This window comes from Bartonella ancashensis, assembly GCF_001281405.1.
Taxonomy (GTDB): Bacteria; Pseudomonadota; Alphaproteobacteria; order Rhizobiales; family Rhizobiaceae; genus Bartonella; species Bartonella ancashensis.
Window position 1 is genome coordinate 1375178 of sequence record NZ_CP010401.1, and the last position, 16972, is coordinate 1392149.

Sequence of the window (16972 nt, forward strand, 5' to 3'; positions counted from 1 at the left end):
CTTCAATAAATTCTTTAGTTACATTCACTACAGTTAAGAAACGCCTACGGTCATTATAGGTTTAACAAACCAATTTGGATGCATTGATTTAATGGAGAAAGCTGCCTCCTGCGCTAATTGCTGATCCTTAAAAATACCAAAGCAGGTTGCACCAGAACCAGACATACGAGAAAAAAGAGAGCCACTTTCATCCAATTCCCGTAAAACTTCAGCCAATTGAGGAGCTATTTTTAATGCTGAAGCAAAAAGATCATTGCGTGTTTCTTGCAAAAACTCAACCAACGAAAAAACTGTTTTTAAAGATCCTGGCTTCAACTTTAAGCATGGATAACGATAATCTTCCAAAGCCTTAAAAACAGCTTGCGTTGCAATCTGCTGACCGTGATTAACCAGTACTAATGCAATAGGACAAGCCTCTCCTAATCGTATAATATCGGTACCAATCCCTTTAACTAAAAAAGGCTGTTTATATTCTAACGCTAAAAAACACATCGGAACATCAGCACCAAGAACTGAACTCATTTTTGCTAACTCTTCACAAGAACAATTGAGCTCCCAATATCGGCGCAATATGCTCAAAACGCTAGCAGCATCGCCAGATCCACCTCCTGTACCTGAAGCAATAGGCAAATTTTTGATAAGTCTGAAAAAAGAAGGTTTAGCACTTTTAGGAAACATTGCACGCATAAAATCACGTGCACAAATAGCTAAATTACCTGAACCAGGAACGATCCCCTGTGCAAAAGGCCCTTCCACAACAAATCGCTCTTCCTTAGAGGGGGTAAAAATTAGATAATCACCACTGAAAGAAAAATAAACTAAGCTCTCCAATAAATGATAACCATCAAGACGCTTTCCTACAACGTGTAAGGCCAGATTTAACTTAATAGGTGTAAACACACAGAAAGACCTCTTCAATGAATTTTATGCATTTAACATCCTACACACGACGTCTGTAAAAGAATTTTTCATCAATATTTTCTTACATACCTGCACTTCCATACGCGCAAAAAACACTGCAGCTCCCACCACAATTAACATGTAAGCAAAAAGCCAACATGAAAGCGCATTAAATGAACAAAACTCAAAAAACAAAACCGTGCAAGCCCGTATCTCTCCTTTCGTACAAAAATCCCTAAACACGATCTCTATATGAATCAGAGACAGACTAAAGAATTCACACCAACTCTTGTTACAAGCCGTAACGCTGCCAAAGTGCCCGTTCTTCCGCTGCCATATACGCACTATCGACTGCTGTATAAAAAAAATCAGAAGAAACTCCGGAAGGTACTTTAGAACTAAAAAAACTCTTTGGAGGAGAAATAACTCGAAGTCCTGTACGAGGACCAAACCGCTCTTTAATGACAGAACGTATATCACCTAATGCATCAACCAAACCAAGCTCAATACCTTTTTTTCCTGTCCAAAAGCTCCCTGTAAAAATATCCGGATCATCTGATAATTTTGATGCACGACGTTCTTTAACTAAATCAATAAAAGTTTGATGCACTTCAAGTTGTAAAGACTTCAAATGTTCAACACCTACCTTTTTTTCTTCTTGAAATGGATCTAATAAAACTTTACTTTTTCCCGCTGTATAAACACGGCGCTCTATGCCAATTTTCTTTAAAAATTCCGGAAAGCCAAAAGAAGCTGAAACTACACCGATAGAACCAATAATAGAAGATGGATCTGCATAAATTTCATCCCCAGCACAGGCAATCATATAACCTCCTGATGCTGCAATGTCCTCAACAAATACAAGAACCTGTTTATTTTTCTCATTCGCCAGATCGCGAATACGTTTGAAAATAAGACGCGACTGCACAGGCGAACCACCAGGGGAATTAACAATCAAAGCAACGGCTGGCGCTTTCCTGTTAGCAAAAGCCCTATCTAAGAGCTTTGCACACCTCCCTAGTGAAAGAGTACGAGCTACAGCTGTAGTTGAATCCATAATTGCACCACAAAGACGAACGACGGGGATATCAAATCCGCGAGAACAAAACCGACGTGGAATAAGACACTTTACGCATTTAACCAAAATAAAATCTCCATATAAATACTAGTAGAATAACAGAGAAAGCCAGCATTACTACCAAAAAAACAATTTTAATTCAATAAATAACTCAGAATCGGCATATTATTCAAAAATTTCCCATAGACTTCTAAGTCCATTGTTAATTGCATCGACTCGCTGCGAAAAATTGTGGCTATTATCCTCATGCATAATCAACGCTGGTAACACAGACAAAGTGCCCTTACTTCCCCTTTTAGCATAAAATAATATACGAATTGCGGCAGTCTCTGTACGAGGTTGGATTGGAATTATGTGTACATCACCAAAACGCCCTTTTGCAGCATTTAATATGTCGATGAGTGAATATGGACGTGCAATTAACCCCAGATATCCACCGGGTTTCACAATCGCAGCAGCACTCCGCAACCAATGATCAAACATAGCCTCAGGCATAACATGTGCTTCAGATTTTTGCTTATCTGGTGTTTTGCGGTCCACAGGATTGTTAAAAGGTGGATTCATAATTGCAAAATCAAAAGTATCATTTATTAATCCTGCTTTTAAACGTGCTTTCCCCCTTAAAGTAACATCCGCATCTAATAAACAAACTCGATGAATCAATTTTTCATTTTGTTTAAGTGAAAGTGTTTTTTGAGCGTAAGATAACATAAAAGCAGACCGCTCAACCAACGTCACATGAGCCTGTAAACACCGCGCTGCAACTGCTAATCCTGCAGCACCAACTCCAGCACCTAAATCAACAACCTTTCCTTCAAAAAAACTAGGAACCAAACTTGCCAACAACATGGCATCCATACCAGAACGGTGACCAGATAGACGTGGTTGAACTAAGTAAAACTTTCCACGATGAAATTGATCTATCGTTTCATCTCGGTCATTCATTTCTCTGTCCATTTCTAATTGGAAACAATTTTTTAATTATTTGCCCTTCTTTCCACTATTTACTCAAATGACCTATTTAACAATCACATTTAGTTTAGCAGATACAAAAAACATCATTTTTCCATATCGTTTAGAATCTTTACCCTAAAGCGGTATCAAAGACTTGAGTTGCAAAAAATCTCCCTTTATTTATGATGCACAATCAACAAAATCTAGTTCATCCATTTACTACACTCTGGGGAAGAAATACTTTGAACACCCTAACAAAACAACATGAAGAAAAAGATACTCAAATTTCTCTCCATCCCCTCATTCAACTTACAAAAAACGATATGGGATGTTTAAACGAATTAATTATGTCCACAGTCAAATCAGACGTTGAGATTATTCCCGAAATTTGCAACTACCTCATTTCATCAGGAGGGAAACGATTGCGCCCGATGATTACGATAGCTTCTGCTCGTATGTTCGAATATCCAGGACGCGAACACATAAAGCTTGCAACAGCCGTTGAATTTATGCATACGGCAACTTTATTGCATGATGATGTCGTTGATGAAAGTGATTTAAGGCGTGGAGAATCTACTGTACGTATCCTTTGGGGAAATCAAGAAAGTGTGCTTGTCGGTGATTTTTTGTTAGGGCAGGCATTTAAAATGATCGTTAGTGTAGGTTCAATGGAGGCACTCACTGTTTTATCAAACGCTGCAGCAATTATTGCTGAAGGGGAAGTTATGCAGCTTGCTACCGCTAAAAATATAAATAATGACATTGAGAATTATCTAAAAATTATCAATGCAAAGACAGCTGCACTTTTTTCAGCAGCAGCTGAAGTTGGCCCTATCATTGCTGGCTATGGAAACGAAGAACGCTCTGCATTACGCCAATATGGAACATCACTGGGACTAGCTTTTCAACTGATAGACGACGTACTAGATTATGGTGGTCAGGCTCAACATTTGGGGAAAAATATTGGTGATGATTTTCGAGAAGGTAAAGTTACTATGCCTGTCATCCTCTCATATGAAAGGGGAAATGTTGTAGAAAAAAAATTTTTGGAACAAACTTTTCAAAATGGTCATCATAGTGATGAAGCTTTAATGCACACACAGCATTTAATGGAAAAGTATAACAGTTTGATTGATACTGTAGAATATGCACGTACCTATGGAAAACAAGCCATTGATGCTCTTTCTTCTGTAAAAGAAGGAGATTTCAAAAAAGCCCTGATTGAAATCATTGATTTCTGTATCACACGTGTAAACTAATTTTTCACAAAAATTGCTATACTACTTGATAAAGCAATTTCACGTATTCAATAGCATCAAAATTTAAAAGGATTGGCCCCATGCGCCATGCAAAAGCACTCTTCCTTTTTGCTTCTCTTATGATTGGAGCTATGTTGGTACTGTCAAAAACCCATAATGAAATTGATGTTATTACCGATACACATTCATTTTCAGCTTCCTATCTGCTAGGGCGAATTGCACGCCATGAAAATAAAAACGATCTTGCTATACGCTATTTTCAGAAAGCACTCACCTACAAACCTGATAATACAGAAGTACAAAGGGAAGTCTTCGAAACTGCATTATCTGTAGGTGCGTTTAAAGATGCTCTCGAACAAGCTAAAAACCTGAAGAAAAAAGAAGAAAGCAATCCTCTTATTTCTTTAATATTATCAGTTGATCATTTTACAAAAAAAAATTACAAAGCCGCTCAACTTCTTTTGCAAGAAAAAATACCCCCTCATCTTAATAATCCTGCATTTGATATGATAAGCGCTTGGATTACATTCGGATCTGGAAACAAAACTCAGGCAATAGCTGATCTTGAAAAGCTTTTGGACCCCACTCAAGATAATTTCTTTATATATTATCACCTAGCCCTTATGAATAACTTAGCAAAACACGATCAAGAGGCAAAAAAATACTTTATACAAGCACTCAATGATCAACAAAGCGCTATCTCTGTCCCTGATACCTACGAACATTTAGTCATAGCTTATGCACATTTTTTACTACGCCATAAAATGCACGATCAAGCGATCAAAGTAATTCAAACCGGTAAAAAATTATTACCAGATCGAGTAGAACTCATATATCTTTTACAACAAATTGAAAATAAATCTCGTGTAAACAATCTTATCAAAACACCTCAACAGGGAGCTGCCGAAGTTTTATACAATTTTGGAACGGCCCTCAATCAACAAGAATCAAAATATATTGCACGTTTTTTTCAACAATTATCCTTGGCCTTATATCCTGATAATGGGGCCACCATGTTCCAATTGGCGAATGTCTCTATAAAATTTAATGATATCACTCAAGCTATTAAATTATATAACTCCCTATCACCCCACTCCCCTTATTACAAGATTAGCCAACTCCAACTAGCATTAATTTTTGCCAATGATAGCAACTCCGATAAAGCTATTAACCTTCTAATAGAATTGAAGAAAAAATTTCCACACGATCATGATATTGTCACGATACTTGCTATCCTTTACATACAGCAAGATAATTTTTCTGAAGCTGTTCAAGTCATCAGTCATGCTATTTCCCAGATAAAAAACCTTCAACAAAACGATTGGAAACTTTTCTATCAACGAGCCATCGCATCTGAACGTTTACAACAATGGACGCAAGTAGAAGATGATCTGCGCCAAGCGCTCCAGTTATTCCCAAATCAACCACAAGTTCTCAATTATCTCGGTTATTCCCTTGTTGAACAAAATAAAAAACTCAACGAAGCACTCAACATGCTTAAAAAAGCTTCTCAATTACAACCACATGACGGCTATATCCTAGACTCTTTAGGATGGGCTTATTACAAACTTAAACAATATGACAAAGCCGTCCAATTATTAGAACGTGCGGTTAAATTGGAACCTCAAGATCCAACATTAAACGATCATTTGGGAGATGCATATTGGCAAGTTGGTTCTAAACGCAAAGCAATATTTCAATGGAAGCATGCTATTCATGGGGAATCAAAAGATATAGAAAAAATAAAAGAAAAATTGAAATTTGGTCTTCAAAATACAACAACACTTGACCATATGCATACGACATTATAGACAAGTATCTTGAGACTAAACTTATTTGGTTTTGATTAAACGTGCAACATTACGAAGAGTATAGCGTGTGAATTTTCCTGAACACCTTAATCCTGTGCGTTCCTTTCAGGGGCTTATTATTGCCTTACAAAACTACTGGGCTAATTATGGGTGTGCAATTTTACAACCCTATGATATGGAGGTAGGTGCTGGCACTTTCCACCCAGCTACAACGCTACGTTCATTGGGGCCACGCCCATGGAAGGCGGCTTATATCCAACCTTCTCGACGTCCAACAGACGGGCGATATGGTAAAAATCCAAATCGTTTACAGCATTATTACCAATTTCAAGTCATTCTTAAACCTTCCCCTCTCAATTTACAGGAACTTTACATTAAATCACTACAAGCCATTAATCTTGATACAACGCTTCATGATATCCGCTTTGTTGAAGATGATTGGGAAAGTCCAACACTTGGTGCGTGGGGACTTGGATGGGAATGCTGGTGTGATGGTATGGAAATCTCGCAGTTTACTTATTTTCAACAAGTTTGTGGGATCGAATGTGTACCAGTTTCAGGAGAAATTACGTATGGACTTGAACGATTAGCTATGCACGTCCAAGGTGTTGATAATGTTTATGATCTTAATTTCAATGGCTTAGATGGAAAAGATCGCATTAGTTACGGTGATATTTTTCTGCAAGCAGAAGAAGAATATTCACGTTATAATTTTGAATTTGCAAATACTGCAATCCTACATCAACACTTTATCGATGCAGAAAATGAATGTCTTGCACTCCTTGAAGCGGGGATGCCCAGTAAAGAAGTTGAGTTTCATCAATGCGTTTTGCCGGCTTATGATCAATGTATAAAAGCAAGCCATATTTTTAACCTGTTACAGGCACGTAGTGTTATCTCTGTAACTGAAAGGCAAAGCTATATTCTCCGTATCCGTGATCTTGCGCGCCGCTGCGGTGAAGCCTTTTTGTTAACTGAAGCTGGTACAACACATGCTAAGGAAAAGATCTGATGTCTGATTTGCTTTTTGAACTTTTCAGCGAAGAAATTCCTGCTCGTATGCAGCGCAAGGCAGCTGCTGATCTCAAAAAAAATGTTACAACCCAACTTGTAAATTCAGGTTTAACCTATAAAGCTGCTTGTGAATATTGGACGCCTCGTCGATTAACACTCGATATACGAGGCCTTTCAACAAAATCGAAAGATATCCGTGAAGAGCGAAGAGGTCCAAGTGTAGAATCACCACAAAACGTAATTGATGGTTTTTTGCGTGCCACAGGCCTTAACGATATCACTGAAGCTAATATCAAACATGATAGCAAAAAAGGTAATTTTTATGTTGCAAAAATTATCAAAAGAGGTCGTACGGCAGAAGAGATTATAGCCGATATTCTTCCCGATATTATTCGCAATTTTTCATGGCCAAAGTCAATGCGTTGGGGTGAAAATTCAGCCAAATGTAGTGCATTGAAGTGGATTCGACCTTTGCAAAATATCCTCTGTGTTTTCGGACCGCAAATCGGTGAAACACATATCATCCCATTTACAGTTGGTTCCCTGAAAAGTAACAATCTAACCTATGGTCACCGTTTCCTAAGTGATGGGAAACCTATCCAAGTGAGGCGCTTTGATGATTATATTTCTCAGCTGGAAACACATAAAGTTATTCTTGATGCAGAAAGACGAAAAAGTATCATTTTGACAGATGCCCAAAATCTCTGCTTTGCTAATGGTCTAGAGTTAGTCGAAGACCATGCCCTTGTAGAAGAAGTTGCAGGACTCGTTGAATGGCCTGTTGTCCTCATGGGTAATTTTGATAAAATTTTTCTTAATATTCCTCCAGAAATTATCCGTTTAACTATTAGAGCAAATCAAAAGTGCTTTGTAACGAGAAAACAAAATGAAAAGGACAAACTCTCTAACCATTTTGTGTTAGTCTCTAATATTATTGCAAAAGATGAAAGTAAGGAAATTATAAAAGGTAACAGTAAAGTTGTGCATGCCCGTCTTTCTGACGCATTGTATTTTTGGAATACTGATCAACAAGATTTACCTGATGTTAAAAATTTAAGACCTTCTGCTGAAAAATTTGATCTCGATCTAAATAAGCCCCTTGACCAACGTGCCGCACGACTTGATCATTTACATGTTACTTTTCATGCTCGATTAGGAACACAAGGTGAAAGGGTAAAGAGAATCTCTTCTTTAGCACAAAAAATTGCATATTCGGTGCAAGCAGATCCTTTACTAACTAAGCGTGCAGCAATACTTGCTAAAGCTGATTTACAAACAGAAGTTGTTGCTGAATTTCCAGAATTACAAGGTTTTGTAGGACGAACATATGCTATTCTGCAAGGAGAAGATCTTCGTGTAGCTGAAGCGATCGAAGACCATTATAAACCTCAAGGACCTAAAGATCGTATTCCCCATGAACCTGTAGCCATTGCCGTTGCCTTAGCTGATAAGATTGACATATTGGTAGGATTTTGGCTCATCAATGAAAAACCAACAAGCTCTAAAGATCCCTACGCACTAAGACGAGCAGCGTTAGGGATTATTAAAATAATTCTTTCAAAACGTCCGGTTATCAAGCTTGTTCCACTTTTTCACCAAGCAATAAATCTTTTTTTACAACAAAGGAGTGAACAGAGTGTCTCCCAAGAAAGGAATATGCAAACATATAATATGCTTTCAGAAAAAGAAGAGCATCTTATATTGGAGCTATTATCTTTTTTGCATGAACGTTTAAGAATTCACCTTAAAGATGAAGGTATTCGCCACGACATTATCGAAGCTGTTTTAACAAAAGATACTGATGATTTTTCATCGATTATACACCGCATTGAAGTAATTATAACTTTCACAAATACGGATAATGGGAATACTTTTCTGGCTGCTATGAAACGCATTGCAAATATCTTAGAAAATGAATCCTTTAAAGAAGTGTCCATAGATAGGATAAATCCCGAGCTTTTAGTTGAGGAAGAAGAAAAGCAATTATATCAAACCGTCCTTACGGTAGAGAAAAAATTTCAAAATCTCAGTGGCACAGCGGCGGATCACACGCTCAAACTTGATGCTTTAGTACCCTTAACTAAACCTATCAACACATTCTTTGAAAAAATTCTGATCAATGATAAAAACGCTCTCACTCGCCTGAACCGTCTTTCTCTCCTTGAACACATTCGCACTCTCACACGAGATATAGCGGATTTTTCAAAAATTATCACTTAGCGCATTTCTGATTCAAACTTGATGCTAAGCTTCCTGTTATCTCACTCTTTCTTCATATCCGGTTCTGCAGGACAAAAAATTTTCCCTGAATACGCCTATTTTTTGAAAAGACTAGTGTAAGTTCTTCTTGATTGTGGCTACTGCTTCTCCAAAAAAGCCGTCTTCTTTCTTAGAAGAAGATTCATGACTGATAAGCATCTGGGCAGCAGAAATTGCTAAATCAACAGCAGACGAAGAAATCTCCCTAATCGCATCATTTTCTGCTTGAGAAATTTTTTGCTCTACTAACTTAGTGCAATTTTTTATGTATTCGTCTGTTTTTATCCGCGCCTCAGAAACAACAAATTCAGCTTCACGTTTAGCTGCAGCAAGAATCCCCTGCGCATCCTTCTCTGCTTCGGCACATCTACGTTGATATTCGGCAAGTAGTTCTTGCGCCTCTTCACGAAGACGAAGAGCTTCATCGAGCTCTTCCTTTATACGCTTTGCTCGATCATCCAAACTACGTATAACCATAGTAGGAACTCTAAAATAGATAAGAAGCATCACAAAAAGAATTAATCCAACCAACGCCCAAAATGTATCCGTCATCTTTATGATCCTTAATGAGCTACAGCTTTAATAGCCGAATTAACAGATCCCCTACTGACATCAGCATCCATCAACTTTTTAACAATTTCAGGAACAATCTCTCCCGCAATTGAATCAATATGCTGTACAGCCTCATCCCGCATCTCTGCTATTCTATTTTCAGCATCCACCAAACTTCTCTCCAAATTTTCTCTAATTTCTTTTCGTTCAAGCTCAGATTTCTCTTTAATCTCATTACTCATTTTTTGAGTAACGAGATGCGCTTGTAGACGGGCTTCCGTCAACTTTTTCTCATACATCTCGACAATAGAATCTGCTTCTTGCTTCATACGCATCGCTTGATCTAGATCAGACGCAATCCGCCCCTGACGCGTCTCGATGATACCACCGATACGCGGTACAATCACACGACTGATAAAAATATAAAAAAGCCCAAAAGAAAGAACAAGCCAAAAAAAGTGCGAACAAAAATACGACAAATCAAAAGGAGGAAATACACGATCTGCGTGCTGCTGCGTCTTTTCAGCATATCCCATTGACGCTTCAACAGCTCGTGCACAGGCAGTGGAAACAAACATTGCACCTCATCCTTCAAAATACCCCAAAAGCCACTATCTCAAAACTTATAACAACTTACTGACACTTTCTGTTAACAATCATCAATGATATACCCGCCTTTCTTACTGAAAAACGGATATACCCCTTCAAAAGTTACTAAACCGCAAACAGGAGCAATAACGCTATGAGCAAAGAAAAAATACCCAACGCCTCTGTTACCGCAAAACCAAAAACCAAACGACCAAACTGACTGTCTGCTGCTGATGGATTGCGTAGCGCACCAGAAAGGTAACTACCAAAAATATTGCCAAGACCCAAAGCTGTCCCAGCCATACCAAAGCAAGCGAGACCAGCGCCAATATACTTTGCTGCAAGTGCTAATTCCATACCATTCTCCTTTAAAAACAAAATTGCATTAACTTAGCGGAAATCCGCCGATTTGATCAATGTCCTGGATGAACTGCATCATGCAAATACATACAGGTCAAAACCGTGAAGACGTAAGCTTGAAGAAACGCCACCAAAAACTCAAGAGCAGTAATCGCCACAGTCATGGTAAGTGGAAGAATCGAACCACCAACACCTACAATTCCCATCCCAACCATCGAAACAACAAAACCAGAGAATACTTTGAGTGTAATGTGACCTGCAAGCATATTCGCAAAAAGACGAAGTGAAAGGCTAATAGGACGAGAAAAAAAAGAGATAACTTCTATCATCGTAACCAAAGGCAAAATAGCGACAGGAACCCCTCTGGGTACAAATAATCTCAAAAAACCAAGCCCATGCTTGTAAAAACCATAAGCAATCACAGTTAAAATTACCAGCATAGCCAATGCAAAGGTAATCATAATCTGAGACGTAATTGTGTAAAAATAAGGGAAAAGACCAATAAAATTAGCCACTAAAATAAAAATAAATAGGGAAAAAACTAAAGGAAAAAACTGCATCCCTTGCACACCAACCGATTCGCGCAAAGTGGATGCTACAAACTCATACGCCATTTCAGATATAGATTGCACTCGTGTTGGAATCAACCGACCACTTGACGATGAAACAAAGAGAAACACCGAAGATACGACAACCGTTAGAATTATAAAAAAAGACACATTAGTAAAAGAAAAATCCACATTACCTACGGAAATACTAATCAGCCGCGAAATTTCGAACTGATGAACGGGATTCGGAGCATGCGATGTCACTTCAACCTCATTTACTAAACTTACTGATCCGTTTCATTTAAGCGCAAAAAACGCCCTACCTCTTTTATCGATTAGGAGTAATATAACCCTCAGCCTTTAAAATATTAAATATACCGGCTACAAACCCAAGGAAAAGAAAAAACACCAAGCCCCATGGGGGAAAACCGACCAATCCATCAAACCCCAATCCTAGAACAACACCAACAATAACGCTTGCCAAAAACTCACTAGATAACTTAACGGCATATGCCACTCTATTTTTTCCTTCTTTATCGCCGTCTTCACCCCCCTGCTTCCCAGACACCCGCTTACGCATCAAAGCCGACTCTAAGTCTTTACTGCGGCAATCTAAATCCCCAAAAAGAGAAGACACTTCTCTTTCCCGTTTCTTGAGCCTCTCCTCTAACATGACGAACTCACCGTCCCGTACCACAGCCACTCAGCTCCTCAATCAAAAAAGAAAAACCGAAATTATCTCTAAGACCCAGATAGCAACATATTGTTACTTAACTTATTCGTCAAGTTTTCAAAAGAACCTACCACAAAGATTTTCATTAACATACAAAACAACCACCACTTTCACTACATGCCCCACATGTACATCAACTAACCTATACCTCATAATCAGCCTAATAAATATGGCAAATCTTAAATATTTCCCCGCACATTTTGAGTTTGGATCATTCTAAAATCAGCTAAATCTATTTCAAACTATGCACTATAAGCCATTATTCCAAAATAATTAAAAAGAATCATCACTTCTTAACGCCTTTTACAAAAGGATTATCTGATGTTCTCAGTGATAACCGAATAGGTATACCTGGCATATCAAACGCATCACGTAATCCATTTGAAAGATACCGCAAATATGACTGAGGCATTACCTTTGCCTGTGAACAAGAAATCATAAATTCAGGAGGTCGTGTCTTAATCTGTGTGATATATTTAATCTTCAATCTACGGCCAGAAATTGCCGGAGGAGGATGATGTGCTGTAACTTTTTCAAGCCAACGATTAAGCTTTCCTGTAGAAATACGACGATTCCATATCCGATGAATCATAATGACATTTTCCATGAGTTTATCAATTCCTCGACCATACTGGCCAGATACAGGAATAGCTCTCAAGCCCTGAACTTGAGGAAGAAGGTGCTCACATTTTCTGTGAAAATCAGCTAGTGTCTCTTGGCTATTTTCAATGAGATCCCATTTGTTAAATGCAAGGATGGGAATACGCCCTTCACGAATCACAAGATCAACAATTTGCAAATCTTGCTTTTCAAAGGGTTTTGTTGAATCAAAAACAATTACAACGACCTCTGCGAAACGAATTGCGCGTAAACTGTCCATCACAGAAATTTTTTCTAATTTTTCTTGAATTTTTGATTTTCGACGCAAACCTGCAGTATCAAAAAGCTTTATATGACGATCATGCCATTCCCAATCTATAGAAATAGAATCACGTGTAATACCAGCCTCAGATCCTGTCAGTAGGCGCTCGTACCCCAACATACTGTTTATGAGTGTAGATTTCCCTGTATTAGGACGACCTGAAATCGCAATTCGAATGGGCTTTTTTTCATCATAAACGACATCATCTCCCTCTAAATCACCATTATCAACGAATGCAGAAGATGTAGCAGCCTGTTCTTCTTTTCTCACAAAAAAAGCTTTGTCCTTTCCAACAGCACCAACAATCGCATCACGAAGATCTGAAAGACCTAAACCATGCTCAGCAGATATCAAACAAGGCTCACCTAGTCCTAATGACCATGCTTCATACCCTCTCTCCATCACTGTTCTTGATTCAGATTTATTAACCACAAGAACAACTGGCTTCCCTGATTTACGAACCAATGAAGAAAAAATTAAATCACTTGATATTATGCCACTCCTTGCATCAAGAACAAATAAAATGAGATCCGCTTCATCAATAGCAGTCTTAGTTTGAAAACGCATACGCCCCTCAAGTGTATGATCTTCCGCTTCTTCCAAACCAGCTGTATCAACTACATCGAAATAAACATCCTGCAACCTTGCTGCGTGAACACGCTTATCACGCGTCACACCTGGCTCGTCAGCAACCAATGCCAACTTTTTTCCGACCAACCGGTTAAACAGGGTTGATTTTCCAACATTAGGACGCCCCACTATAGCAACGGTAAAACTCATAAATCTACCTTTTATTTGTCTTTCCCGTAGCTTGAATAAGCTCAAGCATCACCTTTGCCCGATCGGTTATCCCTAACCCCAACAAACTCTCTTCAGCATTCTTTTGAAAATAGTAAGCAGCTTCATCCATTTTAGCTGCTTTATAAGCAGCCAAACCTAATGCTTCTCTGGCAGACATTCGCATAGGATCAATATCATTTGCCATATCTTTCACGCGCTTTTCAACATCATCCAGTGTTCCTGTATCAACTAAAATATACGCAGCCCGAACCTTTGCAACTTTCTGTAAAAGTAGTGGTGCTTTTTTATGAGATGCAACTGCGTCAAATAGCTTCACTGCTTGAGCATCATCACCTCTTTCACTCATCAAAGAAGCCTCACGCAAACGAGCAAGAAAAGGATAACCTCCCAGATTAGAGGCCTTAACATTTTCTAATTGCTGCATTGCCTCACCAAAATGATGTTCCTCTATCAGCTCAATACTCTTCATGAACGCATCGCTAATTGCATTTTCTTTATTCAATTTTCTATGAGAAAAAATTTGATAAGCAACTATTGTCAAGACAAACATAACTAATGCAACAATAATGAAAACACCATAGCGTTTCCAAAAAGTGTAGATCTTCTCTTGACGGAGCTCTTCATTAACCTCGCGAACAAAACTGTCGTACAGCATATATTCTATCCTCAGAAAAAATTTCAATGACTGCGCTTTTACGTGTAAATGGGTAAAAACGGTACCTCCACAAACTAAAAATCCTCAAATTAAAGGGACCGATCTGTAACAAATTCACACTTTTAATCTTCTCAACATACTAGCTTATCACCCGTTCAACAAGAGTAAATGGTCCCTTCAATAATCTAGATAATTAAGTAAAAATATATGATTTCAAAATGCAACAAGCGTAAACACCTAAGGCTTGCGTAAAAACAGCAGAAACCATAAGGGCACAAAAGTTAATACACCAGCATTTTCAAAACACCTATTATAAAGTAATAAAAATATTAGTGATTTTAACCATACTCATTTTATGTTGCTATTATCGCTTACTTAAATGATAAATTTTGTTATGCCCAAATGCAATACCACAGCATCATGACAACAACCAAATGCTTTCCTTGTACTTGTAGGGAACAAAGGAACATGATAGTGTGAGGGGGGTGACATGTCGTGACAAAATTGGTGTCAAATCATCCGATAATGCTGAGCTGAACACCATCGCCAAACATTAAAAGTTTTATGATTAACGATACAACAGGGTTACAGGTATTTTTATAAGATTATAAAAAATAAGTAAAAATGTAGTTTTTGAGTATATATTGGCTTTTATCTACTCTAAGCGTGACATGTCTTTTTAAGACTAAAAAACTTGGTACCAGTTGATGGAAGCTTATTGCAAAAAAATAAAAAATATCTTATTTGCATGCTGTACCTTAATCCCTATCGTTTCTTAAAGAGATTCGTCTATATTTTCTAAATCATGCGATAAAAATGGAAGAAATAATAATGGTAGATGCTCGTGATAAGCACCAATATAGCTACAAATCTTTGTTAATCTATGCTGTTGGGTTTTGCTCAATTCTCGCAGTTATAATTTTCTGCTGCTTTCACATGGCAAAACCTTACCTCGATAACTTTGTGAAAAAAGAAATTTCCCGTCGCGCAATCGAGGTAGAAAAATCCGAAATAAGCATTATGGGCAAAGTGAACCTGACTCAAGTCACCGTGCCAACCCCTAACAATATGTCTCTCAAAATTGGGGCCGTTTCAGGTCGTCCTCCTATTTTCTTCATTCCTGGTAGTTTTGTGCTTTATGATGTTGAGTTTAAATATGACGATCTTCACTTACAAATCCCCAAAATTTTTATCAGTGGCATATCCCTAAAGAAGAAGGATCCTACGATTGCATCTCTTCTCTTACAATCCCTTATGCGTATTGGTGTTGCATCCGTTTATGCTGAAAATATATCACTTTCTACACAAAACACACCAATCGAAAAATTCACTATAGAAAATTTACAACTTTCTGATTTGAAAAATGGCTATATTCGTTCCATAAACATCGATAATATAACAAGTAATGTAAACTTAGCTTCAACAACTTCTAGTCACCTGCACAAAACAAATGTAGTTGCTAAAAGTGATGTAGCAAAAGCTTATAATGTTGATGTTGCTTATGTCTATTCCGTTATTTTTGATGCTGAAAAAGTCAATAACCAGAATAAAACTGTCATTGGTCAAGTTCTGTTTAAAAATACGATGATTGACCTTTTTAAAGAAGGAGAAAAAAGCTCTTCTTTTTCTCTTGGTGAATTCAAAATGTTTGAATTCAACATGAGACCATTTGAACAAGCACCTAAAAAACTTCTCCACGCCTATTTTGAAGCAAAGAAGACAAATAATAAAAAGGATCAAAAAATAGCACAGAGTGCCATTCTCATGACAGCTATTTCGGCTATTACTTCAATTGATGCGGAAATGAAAAAAATAAACCTCAACACACCGCAGTTTGAAGCAGCGTTTAATTTACTCAAATTAAAATCAAATGGGTGGAAGCAACCTATACCAGAAAATTTTCTACTTTCCGTAACTGACTTTTCAATCTTTCCCCAAAAGCACTTAAATTTTCTCAAAATTTTAGGTCTTCAAAATCTTGATTTTTCAGGAGCAGTTGATGTTTCTTACGATGAAAAAAAGAATAGATTTTTTCTCAACACATTATCCTTGTATGTCAATAAAATCGCTTCCGGGACTATATCAGCCAAAATTGTTGATATGGATAAAAAATTCTTTTCAGGCAAAAAAGATGCAATCATCGCTTCTTTTCAAGAGATCGGTGTAGCAAAAATTAATATGAACTATAAAGATCTCGGACTTATTGATAGAATATTTTCTTACCTCGCAAGAGATATTCAAGATGGTGAACAAAGTTTAAAAAAGGAGCTTTATGATGATCTCCTTTTAATCATGACCCAAAGCCCACGAATATTATTGAAAAATCGTCCCGAAGCTGAAAATATCTCAAAAGCCCTGCACGATTTTGTTAAAAATCCACAATCGTTAACAATTGAAATCACTGCAAAAGATAAAAACGGGCTTAAAGCTTCAGATCTAAATGACATTTTGAAGAATAATTTGTCATCACTTCTTGATAAAGTAAATCTAACTATCAAGAATGAACCATTTAATTAAATATATATACTCAAAATACCG

The 16972-nt window shown here is 37.6% G+C and carries 15 protein-coding genes; 5 read left to right on the forward strand and 10 right to left on the reverse strand.

What is annotated here, in order from left to right:
* Positions 1-33: 33 nt before the first annotated feature.
* The 3 genes from PU02_RS06045 to PU02_RS06055 all read right to left on the reverse strand — a co-directional run bounded on the left by PU02_RS06045 (position 34) and on the right by PU02_RS06055 (position 2935).
* Positions 34-918 carry a 4-(cytidine 5'-diphospho)-2-C-methyl-D-erythritol kinase gene (locus PU02_RS06045; RefSeq protein WP_053944519.1) on the reverse strand — a complete coding sequence of 295 codons (885 nt, stop codon included), beginning with the start codon at positions 916-918 and terminating at the stop codon, positions 34-36.
* A gap of 274 nt (positions 919-1192) precedes the next feature.
* Entirely contained in the window at positions 1193-2044 is an 852-nt protein-coding gene (locus tag PU02_RS06050; RefSeq protein WP_053944520.1) for a S49 family peptidase, read from the reverse strand.
* A 99-nt stretch (positions 2045-2143) separates the two neighbouring features.
* The gene (locus tag PU02_RS06055; RefSeq protein WP_053944521.1) at positions 2144-2935 is read right to left on the reverse strand and encodes a tRNA1(Val) (adenine(37)-N6)-methyltransferase; all 792 of its coding nucleotides are present in this window, start codon (positions 2933-2935) and stop codon (positions 2144-2146) included.
* Positions 2936-3114: 179 nt separating this feature from the next.
* Here PU02_RS06055 and PU02_RS06060 point away from each other — a divergent pair, with 179 nt between their 5' ends.
* The 4 genes from PU02_RS06060 (at position 3115) to glyS (ending at position 9236) form a co-directional block, all read left to right on the forward strand.
* Positions 3115-4191: a polyprenyl synthetase family protein gene (locus tag PU02_RS06060; protein WP_082311419.1), complete on the forward strand. Its 1077-nt coding sequence runs from the start codon at positions 3115-3117 to the stop codon at positions 4189-4191.
* An 80-nt stretch (positions 4192-4271) separates the two neighbouring features.
* A complete protein-coding gene (locus tag PU02_RS06065; protein ID WP_053944522.1) occupies positions 4272-6002 on the forward strand; it encodes a tetratricopeptide repeat protein in 1731 nt (576 codons plus the stop codon).
* Between the two features lie 67 nt (positions 6003-6069).
* Complete coding sequence (locus tag PU02_RS06070; RefSeq protein WP_053944523.1) at positions 6070-7014, forward strand: glycine--tRNA ligase subunit alpha; 945 nt, start codon at positions 6070-6072, stop codon at positions 7012-7014.
* Positions 7014-9236, forward strand: coding sequence for a glycine--tRNA ligase subunit beta (gene glyS, locus PU02_RS06075; RefSeq protein ID WP_053944524.1), 2223 nt, complete (start codon positions 7014-7016; stop codon positions 9234-9236). The genes PU02_RS06070 and glyS overlap by 1 nt, the downstream gene beginning before the upstream one ends.
* Positions 9237-9347: 111 nt before the next feature.
* Here the strand turns inward: glyS and PU02_RS06080 are convergent, their stop codons facing one another.
* The 7 genes from PU02_RS06080 to PU02_RS06110 all read right to left on the reverse strand — a co-directional run bounded on the left by PU02_RS06080 (position 9348) and on the right by PU02_RS06110 (position 14434).
* A complete protein-coding gene (locus PU02_RS06080) occupies positions 9348-9827 on the reverse strand; it encodes a F0F1 ATP synthase subunit B (protein WP_053944525.1) in 480 nt (159 codons plus the stop codon).
* 11 nt (positions 9828-9838) lie between these two features.
* On the reverse strand, positions 9839-10405 hold the full coding sequence (locus PU02_RS06085; RefSeq protein ID WP_053944526.1) for a F0F1 ATP synthase subunit B: 567 nt from the start codon (positions 10403-10405) through the stop codon (positions 9839-9841).
* 136 nt (positions 10406-10541) lie between these two features.
* Entirely contained in the window at positions 10542-10772 is a 231-nt protein-coding gene (locus PU02_RS06090; protein WP_007477984.1) for a F0F1 ATP synthase subunit C, read from the reverse strand.
* 56 nt (positions 10773-10828) lie between these two features.
* Positions 10829-11587, reverse strand: a complete 759-nt coding sequence (locus tag PU02_RS06095; RefSeq protein WP_053944527.1) for a F0F1 ATP synthase subunit A — start codon at positions 11585-11587, stop codon at positions 10829-10831.
* Positions 11588-11651: 64 nt separating this feature from the next.
* Positions 11652-12020: an AtpZ/AtpI family protein gene (locus tag PU02_RS06100; RefSeq protein WP_236824046.1), complete on the reverse strand. Its 369-nt coding sequence runs from the start codon at positions 12018-12020 to the stop codon at positions 11652-11654.
* A 322-nt stretch (positions 12021-12342) separates the two neighbouring features.
* A complete protein-coding gene (gene der / locus PU02_RS06105; RefSeq protein WP_053944528.1) occupies positions 12343-13758 on the reverse strand; it encodes a ribosome biogenesis GTPase Der in 1416 nt (471 codons plus the stop codon).
* Between the two features lie 4 nt (positions 13759-13762).
* Positions 13763-14434 carry a tetratricopeptide repeat protein gene (locus PU02_RS06110; protein WP_053944529.1) on the reverse strand — a complete coding sequence of 224 codons (672 nt, stop codon included), beginning with the start codon at positions 14432-14434 and terminating at the stop codon, positions 13763-13765.
* 831 nt (positions 14435-15265) lie between these two features.
* Between PU02_RS06110 and PU02_RS06115 the strand changes: the two genes are divergently transcribed.
* Positions 15266-16951 carry a hypothetical protein gene (locus PU02_RS06115; protein ID WP_053944690.1) on the forward strand — a complete coding sequence of 562 codons (1686 nt, stop codon included), beginning with the start codon at positions 15266-15268 and terminating at the stop codon, positions 16949-16951.
* Positions 16952-16972: the final 21 nt, after the last annotated feature.

Excerpts from the sequence above, each read along its gene's own strand:
- PU02_RS06060 (WP_082311419.1), top strand. The coding sequence starts at position 3,115 with ATGATGCACAATCAACAAAATCTAGTTCATCCATTTACTACACTCTGG.
- PU02_RS06085 (WP_053944526.1), bottom strand. The coding sequence starts at position 10,405 with ATGTTTGTTTCCACTGCCTGTGCACGAGCTGTTGAAGCGTCAATGGGA.
- glyS (WP_053944524.1), top strand. The coding sequence starts at position 7,014 with ATGTCTGATTTGCTTTTTGAACTTTTCAGCGAAGAAATTCCTGCTCGT.
- PU02_RS06110 (WP_053944529.1), bottom strand. The coding sequence starts at position 14,434 with ATGCTGTACGACAGTTTTGTTCGCGAGGTTAATGAAGAGCTCCGTCAA.
- der (WP_053944528.1), bottom strand. The coding sequence starts at position 13,758 with ATGAGTTTTACCGTTGCTATAGTGGGGCGTCCTAATGTTGGAAAATCA.
- PU02_RS06090 (WP_007477984.1), bottom strand. The coding sequence starts at position 10,772 with ATGGAATTAGCACTTGCAGCAAAGTATATTGGCGCTGGTCTCGCTTGC.
- PU02_RS06115 (WP_053944690.1), top strand. The coding sequence starts at position 15,266 with ATGGTAGATGCTCGTGATAAGCACCAATATAGCTACAAATCTTTGTTA.
- PU02_RS06055 (WP_053944521.1), bottom strand. The coding sequence starts at position 2,935 with ATGGACAGAGAAATGAATGACCGAGATGAAACGATAGATCAATTTCAT.
- PU02_RS06080 (WP_053944525.1), bottom strand. The coding sequence starts at position 9,827 with ATGACGGATACATTTTGGGCGTTGGTTGGATTAATTCTTTTTGTGATG.
- PU02_RS06065 (WP_053944522.1), top strand. The coding sequence starts at position 4,272 with ATGCGCCATGCAAAAGCACTCTTCCTTTTTGCTTCTCTTATGATTGGA.